The 17735-nt window shown below is 69.7% G+C and carries 20 protein-coding genes; 2 read left to right on the top strand and 18 right to left on the bottom strand.

Annotated elements, in window-relative coordinates; genetic code table 11:
• Nucleotides 1-38: 38 nt before the first annotated feature.
• The 14 genes from FQY83_RS14560 to FQY83_RS17700 form a co-directional block, all read right to left on the bottom strand.
• The gene (locus FQY83_RS14560; protein ID WP_146388703.1) at nucleotides 39-554 is read right to left on the bottom strand and encodes a DUF2271 domain-containing protein; all 516 of its coding nucleotides are present in this window, start codon (nucleotides 552-554) and stop codon (nucleotides 39-41) included.
• A gap of 23 nt (nucleotides 555-577) precedes the next feature.
• Complete coding sequence (locus FQY83_RS14555; protein ID WP_238333510.1) at nucleotides 578-1225, bottom strand: PepSY-associated TM helix domain-containing protein; 648 nt, start codon at nucleotides 1223-1225, stop codon at nucleotides 578-580.
• 113 nt (nucleotides 1226-1338) lie between these two features.
• Complete coding sequence (locus tag FQY83_RS14550) at nucleotides 1339-3759, bottom strand: TonB-dependent receptor domain-containing protein (RefSeq protein WP_146388701.1); 2421 nt, start codon at nucleotides 3757-3759, stop codon at nucleotides 1339-1341.
• Nucleotides 3760-3898: 139 nt separating this feature from the next.
• A complete protein-coding gene (locus FQY83_RS14545) occupies nucleotides 3899-4102 on the bottom strand; it encodes a hypothetical protein (RefSeq protein WP_146388700.1) in 204 nt (67 codons plus the stop codon).
• Between the two features lie 27 nt (nucleotides 4103-4129).
• On the bottom strand, nucleotides 4130-4465 hold the full coding sequence (locus tag FQY83_RS14540) for a non-heme iron oxygenase ferredoxin subunit (protein ID WP_146388699.1): 336 nt from the start codon (nucleotides 4463-4465) through the stop codon (nucleotides 4130-4132).
• The gene (locus tag FQY83_RS14535) at nucleotides 4462-5001 is read right to left on the bottom strand and encodes a GNAT family N-acetyltransferase (RefSeq protein ID WP_146388698.1); all 540 of its coding nucleotides are present in this window, start codon (nucleotides 4999-5001) and stop codon (nucleotides 4462-4464) included. Before FQY83_RS14535 ends, FQY83_RS14540 begins: the two co-directional genes overlap by 4 nt.
• 218 nt (nucleotides 5002-5219) lie before the next feature.
• Entirely contained in the window at nucleotides 5220-6500 is a 1281-nt protein-coding gene (locus tag FQY83_RS14530) for a cysteine desulfurase (RefSeq protein ID WP_146388697.1), read from the bottom strand.
• Nucleotides 6497-7744 carry a Fe-S cluster assembly protein SufD gene (gene sufD / locus FQY83_RS14525; RefSeq protein ID WP_146388696.1) on the bottom strand — a complete coding sequence of 416 codons (1248 nt, stop codon included), beginning with the start codon at nucleotides 7742-7744 and terminating at the stop codon, nucleotides 6497-6499. The genes FQY83_RS14530 and sufD overlap by 4 nt, the downstream gene beginning before the upstream one ends.
• Nucleotides 7745-7937: 193 nt before the next feature.
• A complete protein-coding gene (sufC, locus tag FQY83_RS14520; RefSeq protein WP_146388827.1) occupies nucleotides 7938-8702 on the bottom strand; it encodes a Fe-S cluster assembly ATPase SufC in 765 nt (254 codons plus the stop codon).
• Nucleotides 8703-8720: 18 nt separating this feature from the next.
• Nucleotides 8721-9167, bottom strand: coding sequence for a nucleotidyltransferase domain-containing protein (locus FQY83_RS14515; RefSeq protein WP_146388695.1), 447 nt, complete (start codon nucleotides 9165-9167; stop codon nucleotides 8721-8723).
• Entirely contained in the window at nucleotides 9151-9351 is a 201-nt protein-coding gene (locus FQY83_RS14510) for a hypothetical protein (RefSeq protein WP_146388694.1), read from the bottom strand. Before FQY83_RS14510 ends, FQY83_RS14515 begins: the two co-directional genes overlap by 17 nt.
• 3 nt (nucleotides 9352-9354) lie before the next feature.
• Nucleotides 9355-10815 (bottom strand): Fe-S cluster assembly protein SufB, encoded by a 1461-nt coding sequence (gene sufB, locus FQY83_RS14505; protein ID WP_146388693.1) that lies wholly within the window; start codon nucleotides 10813-10815, stop codon nucleotides 9355-9357.
• Nucleotides 10816-10830: 15 nt separating this feature from the next.
• The gene (locus FQY83_RS14500; protein ID WP_146388692.1) at nucleotides 10831-11280 is read right to left on the bottom strand and encodes an SUF system Fe-S cluster assembly regulator; all 450 of its coding nucleotides are present in this window, start codon (nucleotides 11278-11280) and stop codon (nucleotides 10831-10833) included.
• 113 nt (nucleotides 11281-11393) lie between these two features.
• Nucleotides 11394-11987 carry a cytochrome C gene (locus FQY83_RS17700; RefSeq protein WP_192906717.1) on the bottom strand — a complete coding sequence of 198 codons (594 nt, stop codon included), beginning with the start codon at nucleotides 11985-11987 and terminating at the stop codon, nucleotides 11394-11396.
• A 185-nt stretch (nucleotides 11988-12172) separates the two neighbouring features.
• Between FQY83_RS17700 and FQY83_RS14490 the strand changes: the two genes are divergently transcribed.
• Together FQY83_RS14490 and FQY83_RS14485 are read left to right on the top strand one after the other, a co-directional pair.
• Complete coding sequence (locus tag FQY83_RS14490) at nucleotides 12173-12649, top strand: SET domain-containing protein (protein ID WP_146388691.1); 477 nt, start codon at nucleotides 12173-12175, stop codon at nucleotides 12647-12649.
• Nucleotides 12650-12873: 224 nt separating this feature from the next.
• The gene (locus tag FQY83_RS14485) at nucleotides 12874-15117 is read left to right on the top strand and encodes a DUF5916 domain-containing protein (RefSeq protein WP_146388690.1); all 2244 of its coding nucleotides are present in this window, start codon (nucleotides 12874-12876) and stop codon (nucleotides 15115-15117) included.
• A gap of 215 nt (nucleotides 15118-15332) precedes the next feature.
• Here the strand turns inward: FQY83_RS14485 and FQY83_RS14480 are convergent, their stop codons facing one another.
• The 4 genes from FQY83_RS14480 to FQY83_RS14465 all read right to left on the bottom strand — a co-directional run bounded on the left by FQY83_RS14480 (nucleotide 15333) and on the right by FQY83_RS14465 (nucleotide 17721).
• A complete protein-coding gene (locus tag FQY83_RS14480) occupies nucleotides 15333-16034 on the bottom strand; it encodes a Cif family virulence factor (protein ID WP_146388689.1) in 702 nt (233 codons plus the stop codon).
• 2 nt (nucleotides 16035-16036) lie between these two features.
• Nucleotides 16037-16606, bottom strand: coding sequence for a DUF1439 domain-containing protein (locus tag FQY83_RS14475; RefSeq protein WP_146388688.1), 570 nt, complete (start codon nucleotides 16604-16606; stop codon nucleotides 16037-16039).
• Between the two features lie 67 nt (nucleotides 16607-16673).
• A complete protein-coding gene (locus tag FQY83_RS14470) occupies nucleotides 16674-17153 on the bottom strand; it encodes a hypothetical protein (protein ID WP_146388687.1) in 480 nt (159 codons plus the stop codon).
• Nucleotide 17154: 1 nt separating this feature from the next.
• Entirely contained in the window at nucleotides 17155-17721 is a 567-nt protein-coding gene (locus FQY83_RS14465; RefSeq protein WP_146388686.1) for a hypothetical protein, read from the bottom strand.
• Nucleotides 17722-17735 lie beyond the last annotated feature (14 nt).

The raw sequence follows: 17735 nt of genomic DNA, 5'->3' as shown, positions 1-17735 counted from the left end.
GCTCCTGGAGCGGGAACGGGAAATGGGGTGGAGAAGATTCACGGCGCGAGCCTGAGCGTCACCGCGCCCAGTTCGCTGCTGCCCTGCGCCTTGCCGGACTGCGCCGACTTCACCGGCCAGGCGAAGGGGATCTTCAGCAGTTCGCGGCCGCCGACCTCACGCGCGGCCTCGACCACCAGCGTGTAGTTGCCCGGCGGCAGCTTCGACAACCCCGGATGCGAGCCGTCGAAGCCGAGCTCGTGCGTGCCCGCGGGGCGCGTGGGGCCGGTGACGCCGTCGACCGGCACCTTCAGCGTGCGCCCGGACTTGCGCCACCACTGGCGCAGGTCGGGCAGCCACTTGGTGCCGTGGCCCTCGCTGGTGTCCTTGCTCATGTACCAGACCGCGAGGTTGGCCGCGGCCTTGCCGTCCGCGCCCTCGACGTAGACCGCGACGTAGGGCCGGTGGTATTCGGCGACCTTGAGCTGCGGGATCTGGACGGATACGTCGAATTCGACGGCCTGCGCCGGCAGGGCGAGCAGGCTGCCCAGGGCGATGGTGAGCTGTACGCGCATGCGAACCTCGCGGATGTCGTGGATCAGTGGATGAAGAGCAGGGCCAGCAGCACCGGGACCACCAGACCGAGGCCGACCCAGGGCCAGGTCGTCGGGCGCTGGCGCGCGTGCAGTTGCAGCAGGAACAGGCCGGTGACGGTGAACACCACGCAGGCCACGGCGAAGACGTCGATGAACCAGCCCCAGGCCGGGCCGGCGTTGCGGCCCTTGTGCAGGTCGTTGAGGTAGGAGACCACGCCGCGGTCGGTGCGTTCGTACTCGACCTCGCCGGTCTCGCGGTCGATGCTGAGCCAGGCGTCGCGCCCGGGCCCGGGCATCGACAGGTAGACCTCGCCGTCGGACCACTCGGCGTCGCGGCGGCCGATCGAGGCGTCGAGCGTGTCCGACAGCCACCCCGCCACTTCGCGCGGCAGCGGCGCGTTGCCCTCGGTGCGGTCGGCCGGCAGCGCCTGCAGCAGCGCGGCCGGCAGCGTCGCGCTGCGGTTGTCGACCCGCGGCGCGCCCTCGATCTTCGCCGCGTGGTTGAGGGTGATCCCGGTCACCGCGAACAGCAGCATCCCGATCAGGCACACCGCCGAGCTGATCCAGTGCCACTGGTGCAGGGTACGCAGCCAGAAGCCGCGGCGCTGCTGCGCCGTGGCGGGGGTGTCTCGGGCCTGTGGGGCGGGCACGGCAGCGTTCACGGGGAGGGCAGGCGAGTATAGCGTTGGAACGAGAAACGTTCTCATCCTCGTTCGGTTGACACGCGCCCCGCCGATTCCGGCGGGGCGCGCTGCGGCCGCGCTCAGAAGCGGGCGTTCAGGCTCAGCCAGAAGCTGCGCGCCTTGTCCTTGTTGTTGTAGTGGTCCTCCGGCACCAGCGTCCAGGTGCCGTCGCCGTTGTCGGCGAAGGTGGCGTCATAGGCGGTGAAGTCCCGGTCGAGCAGGTTGTTGACGCGGGCGTTGAGGGTCAGCCACCCGGTGAGCTCGAACGCCGCGCCCAGGTGCCACACGGTGTAGTCCTTGTAGTACAGCTCCTCGCCGGTGGCGGCGCTGATGCCGCGGTAGCGCTTGGAGCGCATTTCGCCGGTCAGGAACAGGCTGATGCGGTCCGTCGCCCGCCAGTCCAGCTTGGCGTTGGCCATGTGCCGGGCGCTGTTGCCCAGCGGCCGGCCGGCGTTGGCGCCGCTCTTCTGCTCGCTGTCGGTGTAGGTGTAGTTGGCGCGGAAGCCGAAGGCGTCGCCGATGTTCCAGCGGCCGGCCAGTTCGGCGCCCTGGATCACCACCTCGTCGATGTTGACCGGCACGTTGCCGGTGACGTAGCCGAGGTCGGCGTACTCGCCGGTCGGGCACTGCAGCGCCAGGCCGATGCCGCAGCTTTCGGTGGACAGCTTGTCGTCGAACTCGTTGCGGAACAGGGTGGCGTTGAAGTTGTGGCCGTTGGGATGGGTCCAGTAGAGCGCGATTTCCGCGGAGGTGCTGGTCTCGGGCACCAGGCCCGGGTTGCCGAACAGCGGCGTGGTGCCCTGGCCGCCGAAGCCGGTGATGCCGTCGTACAGCTGGGTGGTCTTGGGCGTCTTGAAGCCGGTGCTGATGCCGCCCTTGACCGTCCACTGCGGGCTGAAGGCATAGACGCCGTACAGGCGCGGGCTGAACTGGTCGCCGAACACCTCGTGGTCGTCGTAGCGCAGGCCGGCGGTGATGGTCAGCGTTTCGACCAGCTTCCAGTTGTCCTCGACGAACAGCGAATACATGTTGTGCTCCTGCACGCCGCTGACTTCGCCGTCTTCCATGCCGAACACGCCGTCGGTCAGCTCGCCGCGGATGATCTGGGTGCCGACCACGGCGGTGTGCTCACCGGCCGCCTGGAACGGGATGTCCAGCTTTGCGTCGAGGGTGTACTGCGCGCTTTCCAGGGTGCGCTTGGGGCGCGGCAGGAAGGTCGATTCGGCCAGTGCCCGGCGCTCCGCCAGGGACATGCCCGCATAGGCGCCGGTGCCGTCGACCATTTCCAGCAGCTGCTCGCGCTCGGCCACGGTGAAGGGCAGGGTGCGGCCGTCGTTGTTGGTGGCCACGTGCGCCAGCGAGACCAGGCTGTTGCCGAAGCTCCACTGGCCCTCGTGGGTCAGCGCCCAGGCGTCGCGGGTGAATTCCTGGGTCGGGCCGTAGCCCGCACGCGGATTGGCGCGTCGGCCCCAGGTGCCGCCGTTGGCGGCGCAGGCGGCGGCGTTGCCGCCGGCCGCGCCCAGGCAGGCGTTGCCGGCGACGAAGATGCTGTTGATGTTGTCGACGGTACCGACCGGGTATTCCTCGACGCCCGAGTCGTTGATCTTGATCGAGTTGTCGTATTCCTGGACCGAGGTGTCGTAGTCGAAGGTCAGGGTCTGGTGGTCGGTCGGCGTCCAGGTCAGGCTGATGCCGCCGGCCTTGTTGGTGTTGTCCACGGTCTTGCCGCCGCCGCCGAAGGTCATCGCGCGGTTGTGCTCGACGCCGGCGGGATCGACGACCGGGTCGTACACCGGGTTGGAGGCGTCGCGCTTGTACCAGCTCGCGCGGGCGGCGAGGCTCAGCTTGCCGGGGACCAGCGGGCCGGTGACGAAGGCGTCCACGGTGGCGTCGTCGCCGAACTGGCTGTCGGCCTCGAAGGTGCGGCCGATGCTGACCGAGCCGGACCAGGTGTCGAGCACGCGCTTGGTGATGATGTTGATCACGCCGCCCATGGCGTCGGCGCCGTACAGGGTGGACATCGGGCCGCGGATCACCTCGATGCGCTCGATCGCGTCCAGCGGCGGGATGTGGTTGAACTGGTTGCCGCCGAAGTTGTTCGGGTAGATGTCGCCGTGGTTGTTCTGGCGGCGGCCGTTGATCAGGATCAGGGTGTAGTCCGAGCCCATGCCGCGCATCGAGATGGTGCCTTGCCCGGTCTTGTCGCGGGTTTCGCCGACGTCGATGCCCTCCAGGTCGCGGACCGCGTCGAGCAGGGTCATGTAGGGGCGGTGCGACAGGTCCTCGTCGGTGATCACGCTGATGCTGGCCGGGGCGTCGGTGATCTTCTGCTCGAAGCCGGCGGCGGTGACGACCACGGTGTCGAAATTCCGGGCGTCGTCGGCGGGCAGGTCGAGGTCCGCGGAAGCGAATGCCGAGGGCAGGGCGGCGATCAGGGAAACGAAGAGCAGGCTGCGCGCAGGAATACGGCGCCCGCGCAGGCAGGCAGCGGGAGAGGCCATGGAAGGGCTCCAGAGTCGGTTGGATTGGGGAGGGAAACACCCACGTCTCTGGCGGCTGCTGGACGGGTCAGGAGGGCTGCGCCGGGCTCTCTGGCCCGTGCGGCAGCGCTCGCAGCCCGCGCATGTTAATGAGAGCTATTCACAATTGCAACGGAAAATGAACGGGCGTTTTGTCCTGGGGAAGGCCTGAACACGATCCTGGATCGTCATCCCGGCGAAAGCCGGAAGTGCTTTGCAACAGCGCGAAGCGCTGGTCATCCATTTTGCCGTTGATTTTCCTCGGAAATATCGACCATGAAGAAGCAAAATGGATCCCAGCTTGCGCTGGGATGACGGCGCTCAAGTGGCAAAGGCCTGCGACAAAAGCGCCCTACCCGTCGCGGTCATCGCGGCTCCAGATCCCGCCGTGCTCGGTCTTGACCGGGAATTTCGCCACCGGCTCGTAGGCCGGGGCGCACAGGGCGCGGCCGTCGCGGATGTCGAAGCGGGCGCCGTGGAGCACGCATTCGATGCTGGCCTCGGCGACCTGGACCTCGCCTGCCGACAGTTCGAAATCCTCGTGGCTGCACTTGTCCTCGAGTGCGTACAGGGCGCCGTCGAGGTTGAACACCACGATGCCGGCGCCGGTGACCTCGTCGAACGCGGTCTTCTTCTCCCCGGGCAGCAGTTCCTCCGTCGTGCAGACGAAGGTCCAGGTCGCGCTCATGCCGGTGCTCCGTCGAGGCGCTTCTCGAGCACCTCGAAGCGTAGGTCGTCGCGCAACGGGATGCCGTAGCGCGCGTCGCCGTAGGGGAAGGGCTTGAACACCCCGGTGCGGCGGTAGCCGCGGCGCTCGTAGAAGGCGATCAGCGCGTCGCGCAGGTCGATCACCGTCATCCGCATCGCCGGCAGCCGCCACTCCTCGCGCGCGATGCGCTCGGCTTCGTCCAGCAGCCGCTTGCCCAGTCCCGCGCCCTGCAGGTCCGGCCGCACCGAGAACATGCCGAAATAGCCGAAGCCGTCCTCCTCCGCCACGTGTGCGCAGGCGGTGAGGCCGCCGCCGTCCTCGGCGACCAGCACGCGGCTGCGCGGGCGCGCGAGGTCGGCGCGCAGCACCTCCGGGTCGATGCGGTTGCCGTCGAGGAGGTCGGCCTCGGTGGTCCAGCCGGCACGGCTGGACTCGCCGCGGTAGGCGGAGGTCACCAGCGCGACCAGCGCGGGGATGTCGGACGCAGTGGCGTTGCGGAATCTCGGCTCGTGCATCCCTGCATTCTATGGCGGTTGGCTGCCCGGTGTAGCGTATTCCGGGCAGCCGGAACGCCGGCGCCGGAATGCTGTCATCTCGAACGCAGTGAGAGATCTTGTCACCACAGCCTGTCAGCGCGACGCGGCGTCAGATCTCTCACTGCGTTCGAGATGACATTGGTGAGGATCGAGGCGCGGAGCCGCGTGGCGGCAGCGGAAGGATTCGGGCAGCAGGTTCAGCCCAGCAACCCGCGCGCCTTCTGCAGCGCCGCGATGAACGCGTCGATCTCCTCGTGCGTGTTGTAGAACGCCAGCGACGCGCGGCAGGTCGCGGCGACGCCGTAGAACTGCAGCAGCGGGTGCGCGCAGTGCTGGCCCGAGCGCACCGCAACGCCTTCGAGGTCGAGCAGGGTGGCGAGGTCGTGCGCATGCGCGCCCTCGACCAGGAACGAGACCACCGCCGCCTTTTCCGGCGCGCGGCCGAAGATGCGCACGCCGCCGACGGCGTCGAGCGCCTGCGTCATGTGCGCCAGCAGCTCGATTTCGCGCGCTTCGATGGCCGCCATGCCGAGGCCCTGGAGATAGTCGACCGCCGCGCCGAGCCCGACGAAACCGGCGATGTTCGGCGTGCCGGCCTCGAACTTGTGCGGCGGATCGTTGAACACGGTGCCGTCGAAGCTGACTTCCCTGATCATCTCGCCGCCGCCGATGAATGGCGGCATCGCCTGCAGGTGCTCGCGCCGCGCCCACAGCGCGCCGGTGCCGGTGGGGCCGCACATCTTGTGCCCGGTGACGGCGTAGAAGTCGCAGCCGATCGCGGCCACGTCCACCGGCCGGTGCGGCGCCGCCTGCGAGCCGTCGACCACGGTGGCGATGCCGCGCTTGCGCGCCTCGCGGCAGATCTCGCGCACCGGGTTGACCGTGCCGAGCACGTTCGACACGTGCGCCACGGCGAGCAGCTTCACCTCGGGCGTCATCGCGCGCCACAGCGCGTCGAGGTCGAGCGTGCCTTCGGGCGTGATGTCCGCGACCTTGATCGTGGCGCCGGTGCGCTGCGCGACCAACTGCCAGGGCACGATGTTGGCGTGGTGCTCCATGCGCGAGACCAGGATCACGTCGCCGGCCTTGAGCCGCGGCAGCGCCCACGAATACGCGACCAGGTTGATCGCGAACGTGGTGCCGCTGCACAGCACCAGCTCGTCCGCGCGCACGTTGAGGAACCGCGCCAGCGCCCGGCGCGAGGCCTCGTAGGACTCGGTCGCCTCGGTGCCCAGCGCGTGCACCGCGCGGCTGACGTTGGCGTTGTGGCGGCGGTAGAAATCGTCGACCGCCTCGATCACCGCCACCGGCTTCTGCCCGGTGTTGGCGCTGTCGAGGTACACCAGCGGCTTGCCGTGCACCTCGCGGCGCAGCAGCGGGAAGTCTTCGCGTACACGTGTCCAGTCGACGCGACCTACTCCTTCCCCCGCTTGCGGGGGAAGGCCGGGATGGGGGTACGTCACGCCCGGCGCATTCATGCCGAAAGCGACTCCAGCGCCGCATCGATCCGCGCCTGCAACACCCCGCGCAGCGATTCATCCTCGACAGCCGCCAGCGGCTCGCGGCAGAACGCCGCGGTCAGCAACTGCTTCGCCTCTCCCTCCGGCAGCCCGCGCGAGCGCAGGTAGAACAGCGCGTTGGCGTCGATCTGGCCGACGGTGGCGCCGTGCGCGGCCTGCACCTCGTCGGCGTGGATCACCAGCACCGGCTGGGTGTCGATCTCGGCGTTGGCCGACAGCAGCAGGTTCTTGTTCGACAGCCGCGCGTCGGTGCCGTCGGCGCCTTCGTGGATGGTGATGCCGCCGTGGAACACCGCGCGTCCGCGGCCGGCGCCGATGCCGCGCCAGAGCAGTTCGCAGCGCGTGTCGCGGGCGACGTGCTCGATGCCCAGGCGGGTGTCGAGGTGGCTGCGGCCGGCGGCGAGCAGCACGCCGTGGGCGGCCAGCGCCGCGCCTTCGCCTTCCAGGCGCACGTCCAGTTCGTGGCGCGACAGCGCGCCGCCGAGTTCGAGGTCGACACGGCGGTAGCGCGCCTCGCGCGCGAGCGTGGCGTCGGTGCGGGCGAACAGGGTGGCGCCGTCGGCGGCGTGCTGGATGCGCGCGTGCTCGAGCGTGGCGCCGTCGCCGACCGCGATCGAGACCAGGCTGTTGTCGAGGTGCCGGTGCGCGCCGGTGGCGAGGTGGTGCTCGACCACGCGCAGGGTGGCGCCGTCGCCCACTTCGACGCGGTGGCGCAGGTGCCAGGCGAGGTCGCCTTCGGCCGGCGCGCCGACGAAGACGAGGTGGATCGGCCGCGCCACCTGCGCGCCGGCGTCCGCGCGCAGGCTGACGCCGTCGTGCGCGAGCGCGGCGTTGAGGCGGGCGAAGACGTCGTCGCCCGGCGCGCGCGGGGCGTCGTCGGTCTCGGTGATGTCGGCGACGCCGGTGCCGGTCTCGAGCGTCAGCCCCGCCGGCAGCGCGTCGGGGTGCGACAGCGAGGCGTCGAAGCGTCCGTTGACGAACACCAGGCGCGGCGCGGGAATGTCCGCCAGCAGGTCGGGATCGATCGCCGGCGTGGCGATGGCGGCGCCGAAGCTGCGCCGCTCGAGCGCGCGCAGCGAGGTGTACTTCCAGCGCTCGCTGCGCGGGCCGGGCAGGCCGTCGCGCAGGGTGGCGTCGAGCAGGGCGCGGCGGTCGGTGTCGCCACTGAAACCGGCGGCGAGGGAGTCGAGCAGGGTGTTCATGCGAAAGCCCCCGATGCCGAAGCCCCCAATGCCGTCATTCCAGCGAAAGCTGGAATCCATTTCCGCGGGAAATCATCCCGCCTGCCGGAAAACCGAAGAGCGGAAGTCAATGGATTCCAGCTTTCGCTGGAATGACGGGCAGGACGGGCGCCGGGCCGGCGAGCGGGCGCACGCATGGTGAAGGCGCGGCTGTTCATCCGGCCGCCTCCGGCGCGACGCGGTCCGCGATCCACGCATAGCCGTGCTGTTCGAGCTCCAGCGCCAGCTCGGGTCCGCCGGACTCGACGATGCGGCCGTCGGCCAGCACGTGCACCACGTCGGGCCGGATGTAGTCGAGCAGGCGCTGGTAGTGGGTGATCACCACGAACGAGCGGTCCGGCGCGCGCAGCGCATTGACGCCTTCGGCGACGTGCTTGAGCGCGTCGATGTCGAGCCCGCTGTCGGTCTCGTCGAGGATCGCCAGCCGCGGCTCCAGCACCGCCATCTGGAAGATCTCGTTGCGCTTCTTCTCGCCGCCGGAAAAGCCCTCGTTGACGCCGCGATGCAGCAGCTTGTCGTCCAGGTGCAGCACCGACAGCTTCTCGCGCACCAGCTTGAGGAACTGCATCGAGTCGAGCTCCGCCTCGCCGCGCGCCTTGCGCTGGGCGTTGAGCGCGCTGCGCAGGAAATAGGTGTTGTTCACGCCCGGGATCTCGACCGGGTACTGGAAGGCGAGGAACACGCCGACGGCGGCGCGCTCCTCCGGCTCCAGCTCCAGCAGCGGCCTGCCGTCGAACTCGACGCCGCCCGCGGTGACTTCGTAGCCATCGCGTCCGGCGAGGATGTTGCCCAGCGTGGACTTGCCGGCGCCGTTGGGGCCCATGATGGCGTGCACTTCGCCCGCTTTCACTTCGAGCGAGAGGCCTTTCAGGATTTCCTTGCCGGCGACGCTGGCGTGGAGGTCGTGGATCTTGAGCATGGTCATGGTGTCTTGGGTTCAGTCTTCAAGTTGTTCGAGGTCGGCCAGATCCTGCAGGCGGCCGACCGCCTTCTTGTTCTTGCGCAGGTCGTCGAGGCCGATGACGGCGACATCCACGCTCGCCAGCGGCACGATGACGCGGTTCGCGAAGCACTGGTCGAAATCCACGCCGTCGGCGAAGTTGATGAGTTCGATCTTGTTGGGCTCCGCGCCGAGCACGAGCATGGCCCGAGGCTTGCAGAACTCGGCCGGGGCGACTTCCAGGTCGCGGAAGCCGAAGTCGCGCAAGGCCGCGATCAGCCTTCGCGCGTTCTCCTCGGTCCCGCGGAACCAGACATCGAGGTCCCGCGTGTAGCGGACATGGCCATGCACGCCGAGCGCCACGCCGCCGACCACCATGTAGTCGACGTGATTGCCTTCCAGGGCGGCGAGGAAATCGCGCCAGTCGTCACCCAGTGCGGACATGGCGCAGTTCCAGGGTGTGGACGAAGGCCGGGTGGCCGCCCTTGAACAGGGCGTTGCCTTCCCGGTGCAGCTTCAGGGTTTCGGCGAGCCGCTCTTCCGGCGGGCGGCTGCGCCAGTAGGCGGAGGCCTTGGCGCCCTGTTCCCCGGCCGGCACGAAGCGCAGGGTGCGAACGATGGCATTCATGGTTCAGCCCACCGAGCCTTCCAGCGACACTTCCAGCAGCTTCTTCGCCTCCACCGCGAACTCCATCGGCAGTTCGCGGAAGACCTGCTTGCAGAAGCCGTCGACGATCAGGCTGACCGCGTCCTCCTCGCTGATCCCGCGCGAGCGGCAGTAGAACATCTGGTCGTCGCTGATCTTCGAGGTGGTGGCCTCGTGCTCGGCGGTCGCGCCGGGGTTCTTCACCTCGATGTAGGGGAAGGTGTGCGCGCCGCAGCGCTTGCCGATCAGCAGGCTGTCGCACTGGGTGTAGTTGCGTGCGCCGTCGGCGCCGGCGCCCACCTTCACCAGGCCGCGGTAGGTGTTCTGGCCGCGGCCGGCGCTGATGCCCTTGCTGACGATCTTGCTCTTGGTGCGCTTGCCGAGGTGGATCATCTTGGTGCCGGTGTCGGCCTGCTGGCGATGGTGGGTGAGCGCCACCGAGTGGAACTCGCCGCTCGAGTCGTCGCCCAGCAGTACGCAGGACGGGTACTTCCAGGTGATCGCCGAGCCGGTTTCCACCTGCGTCCAGGTCACCTTGCTGCGCGCGCCGCGGCATTCGGCGCGCTTGGTGACGAAGTTGTAGATGCCGCCGCGGCCTTCCTCGTCGCCCGGGTACCAGTTCTGCACGGTCGAGTACTTGATCTCGGCGTCTTCCAGCGCCACCAGCTCGACCACCGCCGCGTGCAGCTGGTTCTCGTCGCGCATCGGCGCGGTGCAGCCTTCCAGGTAGGAGACGTAGGCCTTGTCCTCGCAGATGATCAGCGTGCGCTCGAACTGGCCGGTGTGGCCGGCGTTGATGCGGAAGTAGGTGGACAGCTCCATCGGGCAGCGCACGCCCTTGGGGATGAACACGAAGCTGCCGTCGGAGAACACCGCCGAGTTGAGCGCGGCGAAGTAGTTGTCGCCGACCGGCACCACGCTGCCCAGGTACTGCCGCACCAACTCCGGATGCTCGGCGATCGCCTCGGACATCGAGCAGAAGACGATGCCCTTCTCGGCCAGTTCCTTGCGGAAGGTGGTGCCGACGGACACGGAATCGAACACGGCGTCGACCGCGACGCCGGCGAGCTTCGCGCGCTCGTGCAGCGGCACACCGAGCTTGTCGTAGGTGTCGAGCAGCTCCTGCGGCACCTCGTCGAGCGACTTGTACTTGGCCTTGGGCGCGGAGTAGTAGCTGATCGCCTGGAAGTCGATCGGGCCGATCTTCAGCTTGGCCCAGTGCGGCACCGGCATGGTCAGCCAGTGGCGGTAGGCGGCCAGGCGCCACTGCGTCATCCACTCGGGCTCGGCCTTCTTGGCCGAGAGCGCGCGGATGACGTCCTCGTCCAGGCCCGGCGGCAGCGAGTCGGATTCGATGTCGGTCACGAAGCCGGCGTCGTAGCGACGGCCGAGCTGCTCGTGGATCTCACGGTTGGCGATGGGTTCTGCGGCGAGTTCGGTGGCCATGGGGCTGCCTATCGTCTATGCGTTGGCCAGGCGCGCGGGGATGCGCCGGGCGGGAGGGGGCGGGGCGTCGTCGAGCATCTGCGCCAGGCTCACCTCGCGCAGCGCGTCGGCCACGACGTCGTTGATCCGGCGCCAGTTGGCGCGCACGCCGCACTGGTGGGAGATGCCGCATTCGCCGTGGTCGAGGCTGCATTCGGTCATCGCCAGCGGGCCTTCCATCGCCTCGACGATCTCGACCAGGCTGATCTGCGCCGCCGGCCGCGCCAGCCGGTAGCCGCCATGCACGCCGCGGAAGCCTTCCACCAGGCCGGCCTGCGCCAGCGGCTTGAGCAGCTTGCTCACGGTCGGGCCTTCCAGCCCGGCGCGCTCGGCGAGGTCGGCCGCGCTCAACACCTCGTCGGGCCGGGCGGCGAGCACGGTCAGGACGACGGTGGCGTAGTCGGTGAGTCGGGTGACGCGGAGCATGGATGCGAATGGTTCTCGAAAGCGGACCAAAATTGTACGCTTTCCGGCCGGTTCGCTCAATTTGCGGTGTCCGGGGCGTTCATGGACGGCTGGCCCCCACCGAAGCCGATCCCCTACAGGACCGGAACCTGTCCCCCGGCCGCCTGCTGGCGTTCCGGACGCGGCGCGCCCGGCGCAGGAGCCACCAGCTCGAAGTAGGGCGGCGGCGGCAGCTGCCCCGGTGGCAGGGCCGCCGGTGCAGGACGGCCGGCGGCGCCGAGCGAGCGGACGAAGCGATGGATCGCGCGGCGGTCGTGCTCGCGCATGGCGCGCAGCATGAAGTCCGGCATGATCGGCCGCGTGTGCAGGTTGGCGGTATAGGCCAGCCACTGCGCCTCGTCGAGGTTGGCGATGGTCAGCCGCAGGTTGCTGGCGTAGGTGGTGCCCCAGGGGCCGTGGTAGCCGAGCGGCGAACCGGTCAGCCATTCGTCCTTGGGCACGTCGCCGCCGCGCTGGGCGTAGCCGGGGGTGTGGCAATCGTTGCAGCCGCCGATGCGCACGATGTATTCGCCGTGCGCGAGCAGGGCGTCGGAGGCGACGCTGTCGGCGGGCCCCGCCGCGGGCGATGCGGCCGCATCGGCGGGCGCGACGGGCGCCGGCCGGCAGGCTGTGGCGGTGCAGGCGAGGAAGACGACGAAGAGCAGCGGGAAGCGGTTGCGGGGACGCATGGCGGCACGAATCGGAAGGGAATTGCCTTGCTCAACGACGTGCGGGGCAGGCGCAGGACGCGATGCCGGCCCGCCCTGCCATCGGTCACGGTGACTCGCGTCACGGCCCCGTCCGCGCCCGCGTGGCGCCGGCCTCGCGTCCGGCTCGTGCCACAATGCAGGTCCCGCCACCTGTTCCGATCGCGATGCCGAAGAAGAAAAAGAAGATCGAAGCCCGCCTGTCGCCGATCCACGGCAACGGCGTGTTCGCCACCGAGACGATCAAGAAGGGCGAGCGCATCGTCCGCTACAAGGGCAAGCTGCGCACGCATGCCGAGGTGGACGAGGAATACGGCGACGACGACGAGGACGGCCACACCTTCCTGTTCACCCTCAACGACGACTACGTGGTCGACGCCAACGTCGACGGCAACGTCGCGCGCTGGATCAACCACAGCTGCGACCCGAACTGCGAGTCGGAGATCGAGGAGGATGCGAAGGACCGCCGGCACAAGGACAAGGTGTTCATCCACGCCCTGCGCACGATCAAGCCGGGCGAGGAGCTGACCTACAACTACGGCATCACCCTCGACGAACCGCACACGGCCAAGCTGAAGAAGCTCTGGGCCTGCAAGTGCGGATCGAAGAAGTGCACCGGGACGATGCTGCAGCCCAAGCGCTGACCGCTTCGCCCCGTCCCCCCCTGTGGGAGCGCCTTCAGGCGCGATGCTTTTCGTCCCGAATCCCGAATCAAGAGCATCGCGCCTGAAGGCGCTCCCACAGGAGACGGGGTGGGTTGGCGGGATGCGCTCGGGGTGCAAATGGTTGCCATGACCGACGGCAGTCGTGGCGGGTCCAGGGGCGCGGCTAAGGTGCGCACATCCCGCGTAGCCACCGACGACCGCCGATGCCCCTGCGTCATGCCCGCCATGCCCTGCTGCTGGCCATCCTGTGCGCCGCGGCGGCGCAGGCGGTGGAGATCGACGGCCGCATCGATCCGGCCGAATGGGAAGGCGCGACGCACGTCGTCGATTTCCGCAAGGTGCAGCCGCTGACCGGCGAGCCGGGCTCGCTGCCGACCGAGGCCTGGGTGCTGGCGACGCCGGAAGGCCTGGCCATCGCCTTCCGCAACACGCAGCCGCCGGAGGTGCCGCGCACGCGGCAGAAGGTGCGGCGCGATTTCGACGAGCAGGTCGACCGGGTCAACGCCTTCATCGACTTCGACGGCGACGGGCGCACCGGCTACGCCTTCACGGTCAGCTCCACCGGCGGCATCGCCGACGAGATCATCACCAACGAAACCCAGTTCAGCAGCGACTGGGACGGCCAGTGGCGGCATGCCGTCGGCGAGGACGAGGCGGGCTGGAGCGTCGAGCTGCTGGTGCCGTGGCACACCGCGCCGATGCGCGAGGGCAGTGGCGGCGAACGCACGCTGAAGGTGTTCCTGGCGCGGGTGGTCGGTTCCACCGGCGAGCGCATGGCCTGGCCCGTGGCCAGCTTCGAGCGTTCGCGGTTCCTGTCCGACTTCGCGCCACTGACCGTGCCGCTGTACGACCAGTCGCTGCTCGCGGTCACGCCCTATGTGTCCGGCCTGTACGACAAGGTCGGCGGCAGCGGCGAGGGCAACGCCGGCGTGGACGTGTTCTGGAAGCCGAACGGGCGCTTCCAGCTGTCGGCGACGGTCAACCCCGACTTCGGCCAGGTGGAGAGCGACGATCTGGTGGTCAACTTCAGCGCCACCGAGACCTTCGTCAGCGACAAGCGGCCATTCTTCACCGAGAACCAGGGCATCTTCGAGTACACCACGCCCTCGGACTTCAGCCAGCTGCTGTACACGCGTCGCATCGGCGGCCCGTCGGACGACGGCAGCGGCGCCAGCGACATCTCCGCCGCGCTCAAGCTCAACGGCAGTTTCGGCGGCATGAAGTACGGCCTGTTCTCCGCCGACGAGGCCGGCGCGGCGGGGCGCAGTTTCCACGCGCTGCGGCTGGTGCGCGACTTCGAGACGCAGAACCTGGGCATGATGCTGACCCGCGTCGAGCGGCCGTTCCTCGATCGCGAGGCGACCGTGTTCGGCGTCGACCACAACTGGCGGCCGACGCCGCGCTGGAACCTGCGCAGCCGCGTGTTCGGCAGCCGCATCGATCAGGACGGCGAGCGCAGCAGCGACCTGGGCGCGACGCTGTGGGCCGACTACGAGATGGACCGCGGCTGGCGCCAGCAGTGGATCGCGATGCACTTCGGCAACGACCTCGAGATCAACGACGCCGGCTACCTCTCGCGCGCCAGCACCAACTACCTGCACTGGCAGGTGTCGCGGCGCTTCACCGACCTGCCCGAAGCCTCGCGCTACGCCTCCACCGACTGGCGCTGGCGCGTGAGCAGCAGCCACAACAACCACGGCCAGAAGCTCAACGACCAGTTCCGCATGAGCCGGCAGGGGCAACTGCGCAACGGCAGCGACGAGTACGCGCAGGTCAACATCAACGGCGCCGGCATCAGCGACATGCTGCTGCGCGGCAACGGCATCGTGCGCCTGCCCGCGAACTTCAACGCGTACTACGAGTATTCGCGGCCGCGGAAGGGGCGCTGGGGGCACAACGTCGAGGCCGAGGTGTTCGGCGGCGGCCTCGCGGGCAACGACAGGCTCGGCAGCGCGCTCTACTACGGCGCCACCTACTTCATCAACGACGCCTTCAGCGTCAACGCCGGCGCGGCCTTCGTCCGGCGCCCGGACTGGCTGATCTGGCAGGGACCGGCGACCGGCGACCTCGTCGGCGCATTCGACGGCAGGGAGGCGAAGCTGCTCGCGGGCCTGGACTGGACCATCGACCCGCGCCAGGAACTGCGGGTGAAGCTGCAGGCGATCGGCATCGATGCCTCGGTGCGCAACGCCTGGCGATTCGACCCCGCGGGCAACGCGCTGGCGGCGGCGGACGTGGTCGAGGACTTCAGCGTGCGCAACCTCGCGTTCCAGATCCGCTACCGCTACGAGCTGGCGCCACTGTCGTACCTATACGTCGTCTACGCCCGCGGCGGCTTCGACCGCCGCGCGATCGCCGACGGCGTGGACGAGGCGCTGGTCGACAGCTTCGACCTGCGCGACGACGAGCAGCTGATGGTCAAGCTCAGCTATCGCTTCGAGCTTTGAATCCGTTGCGCGCGTGGAATGCCACCGCTTCTTGAGATCGCGTCGGGCGACGAAGGAAATTGCGCTGATGCAACAGTCGTCATCCCCGCGAACGCGGGGATCCATTTTGATCTTGTCGCAAAGACACTGGATGACCAGCGCTTCGCGCTGTTGTAAAACGCTTCCCGCCTTCGCGGGGATGACGGGAAAAACAACGCCGGCTGCTCCCGGACGGACTACTCCGCGGCTTCGCGCAGGTCCGCCGAGGCGATGCGCCAGGCGCGCTGCTCCGGCGTGGCGCCGTCGACCATTGCGCGACGCAGGGCATAGCGGCCTGCGTAGCGCCGCGTGCTGCCGTCGGCGAAGGTGGCGGTGACCATCACCGGGACTTCGACGTAGCGTGAGCCCGCGGCGCCCTCGACCGGGCCGGGGTCGCCGACGGTGGATTCGACGCCCGCGGTGTCGGCGAAACCCGCCGCGAACTCCTCGGCGGTCTGTCCGCTGCTGCGGCCGCCGTCGGACCAGGCGGCGTAGGCGCGGGCGAAATCGCGCGCGTTGATCGCGGCGTAGTAATCGCGCAGGACGGCGGCGGCATCGGCGGGCGTCGGTTCCGCGGTGGCCGCGGGATCGGAGGATGCCAGGCCGGTTTCCGGATTGTCCTCGAGCGGCGGCAGGCCGAAGCGCTCGTCGGCCGGCAGCAGGTCCGGCGGCGGCGGTGGCGGCGCCTCGCCGCCCAGCGGCACTTCGCCGGGGCCGGGTTTGGCAGGCATGTCGGTGATCGCGCCGCCGGCCTGCTGCGGCTGCGGCAGGGGCGCGGCCGCGGCATCGTCGCCGGCGGCTGCGTCGTCGCCCTTGCCGCAGCCGGCCAGCGCGGCTGCGAACAGCGCGGCGAGCAGCAGGGAGGCAAGCGACGGGGCGGGGCGGAAAGCGCGCTTCATGTTCAGCGATCCAGGTGGACGACCACGACGCCGCGCTCGATGCCGACGGTGCCGATGCGCTTGCCGGCGGGCAACTTCGCCAGCAGGTCGTCGTCGAGGCGGTAGACCGGTTCGCTGCGCGCGTACTCGGCCAGCAGGCTGTTGACGATCGCGCGCGAGCCGCCGCGCAGCAGTTCGCCCGAGCCCGGCACCTCGAACTGCAGCAGTTCCGGCGCATCCAGGTGCAGGCCCTGCGTCGCCGGTTCGTAGCGCAGGCCGCTGGCGAGCGCGAGGTGGCCGGTGGTCGCGCCTTCGCCGCCGAGCGCGCCGAGGCCGAGGTCGAACTCCAGCCGCAGGCGCGAATCGCCGGGCGGGATCGTCAGGCGCGGATTGGCCAGCGTCACCGACACCAGCCCGCCGAGCTTGTCGAAGCTGCGCGGGAAGCGCCGGTCGACGTAGCGCTGCAGCTGCGGCGAGGTGAACGCGACCTGGTCGTTGAGCCAGGCCGACATCGCGCCGATCGTCGAACAGCCGGCGAGCAGCAATGCGCACAGCGCGGGCAGCAGCAGGAGCGGGCGTGGGAAGCGGCGCATGCGGGTTCCGTGGAGAGGGATCGGTGCACAGTGTGCGAACGGTGGCTGAACCCCTGCTGGGCGCGGCTCAGTCGAGTGCGTGCAGGGCGCTGCGCCGCGGCTGCAGCCAGGCCAGCAGCATGCCCAGCAGCAGCATGGCGATCGTGCCGAACAATACCTGCTTGCCCACCAGCGCCGGCGGCAGCGGTTGCACGGCGTAGTGCAGGAGATAACCCGGCACGACCGAGAACAGCGCCATCGCCAGGCCGAAGCGCAGCCCCTGCGCGAGCGTGGGGCGGTCGCGGGCGAAACCCTGCGAGAAGATCCAGGTCATCGCGAAGCCGATCAGACCGTGCGCGAGCAGCAGCCAGGGGAAATGGCGTTCGCCGTCGGCGGCGTCGCGGTACATCGGCCCGAGCGCTTCGTAGTCGGCGCCGAGCAGCAGCGCGTGGATCAGGAACGAGAGCAGCAGCGCGGCGAAGGACACGACGATGCCACAGATCCAGAAACGCTTGCCCATGCCGTCCTCCGATATCCGCCGGATGCGGCCGACGGTGGCCGCGGCCATGCTACTGCGGGGGCGGCAACGCGTCGATGGAGGCGTTGGTGATTTGCCATTCGTCGCCGCCGGGCACGCGCCGCAGTTCGTACCAGCCCTCGTAGCGGCGCGTCGGCTGGCCCTCCAGGCCCAGGCGCAGTTCCACCGGGATGCGCACCGCTTCGGGCACCGGCGCGCGGTCGAGCGCTTCGGGATTGCGGTTGCGCGTGCGCAGGGACGAGGGCACGGCCGGCAGCGCGCGCAGGTCGGCCTCGTCGGCGTCGCCGGGCGGCTGGCCGCCGGCCCAGAACGCGTCGGCGGCGGCGCGATCCTCGCCGGGCAGGGCGGCGAGGTAGCGGTGCAGCGTCGAGACCGCGGCGCGCATCGCCGTCGCGTAGCGCTCCAGGTGTTCGGCGCGCGCGAGCGCTTCGGCGTCGGCGTCGGCACGCGCATCCCCGGCGCCCGCCGTGGTTGCGCCGGCGGCAGCGTCGGGGAGATCGGCGCCATCGGCGTCCGCGTCGCCGCAGCCGCGCAGCGCCAGCAGCGCGGCGAGCCCGAGCAGCAGCGCGAGGACCAGCAGCGTTGCGTTGCGCGACATCGGCGTGGCCTCCC

Origin of the sequence: Luteimonas marina, assembly GCF_007859325.1 — a bacterium.
GTDB lineage: Bacteria > Pseudomonadota > Gammaproteobacteria > Xanthomonadales > Xanthomonadaceae > Luteimonas > Luteimonas marina.
Note: the sequence above shows the minus strand (reverse complement) of the source record. Positions and strands in the feature narration are given on the sequence as shown.

Excerpts from the sequence above, each read along its gene's own strand:
- FQY83_RS14560 (WP_146388703.1), bottom strand. The coding sequence starts at position 554 with ATGCGCGTACAGCTCACCATCGCCCTGGGCAGCCTGCTCGCCCTGCCG.
- FQY83_RS14550 (WP_146388701.1), bottom strand. The coding sequence starts at position 3,759 with ATGGCCTCTCCCGCTGCCTGCCTGCGCGGGCGCCGTATTCCTGCGCGC.
- FQY83_RS14540 (WP_146388699.1), bottom strand. The coding sequence starts at position 4,465 with ATGAGCGCGACCTGGACCTTCGTCTGCACGACGGAGGAACTGCTGCCC.
- FQY83_RS14535 (WP_146388698.1), bottom strand. The coding sequence starts at position 5,001 with ATGCACGAGCCGAGATTCCGCAACGCCACTGCGTCCGACATCCCCGCG.
- FQY83_RS14530 (WP_146388697.1), bottom strand. The coding sequence starts at position 6,500 with ATGAATGCGCCGGGCGTGACGTACCCCCATCCCGGCCTTCCCCCGCAA.
- sufD (WP_146388696.1), bottom strand. The coding sequence starts at position 7,744 with ATGAACACCCTGCTCGACTCCCTCGCCGCCGGTTTCAGTGGCGACACC.
- sufC (WP_146388827.1), bottom strand. The coding sequence starts at position 8,702 with ATGCTCAAGATCCACGACCTCCACGCCAGCGTCGCCGGCAAGGAAATC.
- FQY83_RS14515 (WP_146388695.1), bottom strand. The coding sequence starts at position 9,167 with ATGTCCGCACTGGGTGACGACTGGCGCGATTTCCTCGCCGCCCTGGAA.
- FQY83_RS14510 (WP_146388694.1), bottom strand. The coding sequence starts at position 9,351 with ATGAATGCCATCGTTCGCACCCTGCGCTTCGTGCCGGCCGGGGAACAG.
- sufB (WP_146388693.1), bottom strand. The coding sequence starts at position 10,815 with ATGGCCACCGAACTCGCCGCAGAACCCATCGCCAACCGTGAGATCCAC.
- FQY83_RS14500 (WP_146388692.1), bottom strand. The coding sequence starts at position 11,280 with ATGCTCCGCGTCACCCGACTCACCGACTACGCCACCGTCGTCCTGACC.
- FQY83_RS17700 (WP_192906717.1), bottom strand. The coding sequence starts at position 11,987 with ATGCGTCCCCGCAACCGCTTCCCGCTGCTCTTCGTCGTCTTCCTCGCC.
- FQY83_RS14490 (WP_146388691.1), top strand. The coding sequence starts at position 12,173 with ATGCCGAAGAAGAAAAAGAAGATCGAAGCCCGCCTGTCGCCGATCCAC.
- FQY83_RS14485 (WP_146388690.1), top strand. The coding sequence starts at position 12,874 with ATGCCCCTGCGTCATGCCCGCCATGCCCTGCTGCTGGCCATCCTGTGC.
- FQY83_RS14480 (WP_146388689.1), bottom strand. The coding sequence starts at position 16,034 with ATGAAGCGCGCTTTCCGCCCCGCCCCGTCGCTTGCCTCCCTGCTGCTC.
- FQY83_RS14475 (WP_146388688.1), bottom strand. The coding sequence starts at position 16,606 with ATGCGCCGCTTCCCACGCCCGCTCCTGCTGCTGCCCGCGCTGTGCGCA.
- FQY83_RS14470 (WP_146388687.1), bottom strand. The coding sequence starts at position 17,153 with ATGGCCGCGGCCACCGTCGGCCGCATCCGGCGGATATCGGAGGACGGC.
- FQY83_RS14465 (WP_146388686.1), bottom strand. The coding sequence starts at position 17,721 with ATGTCGCGCAACGCAACGCTGCTGGTCCTCGCGCTGCTGCTCGGGCTC.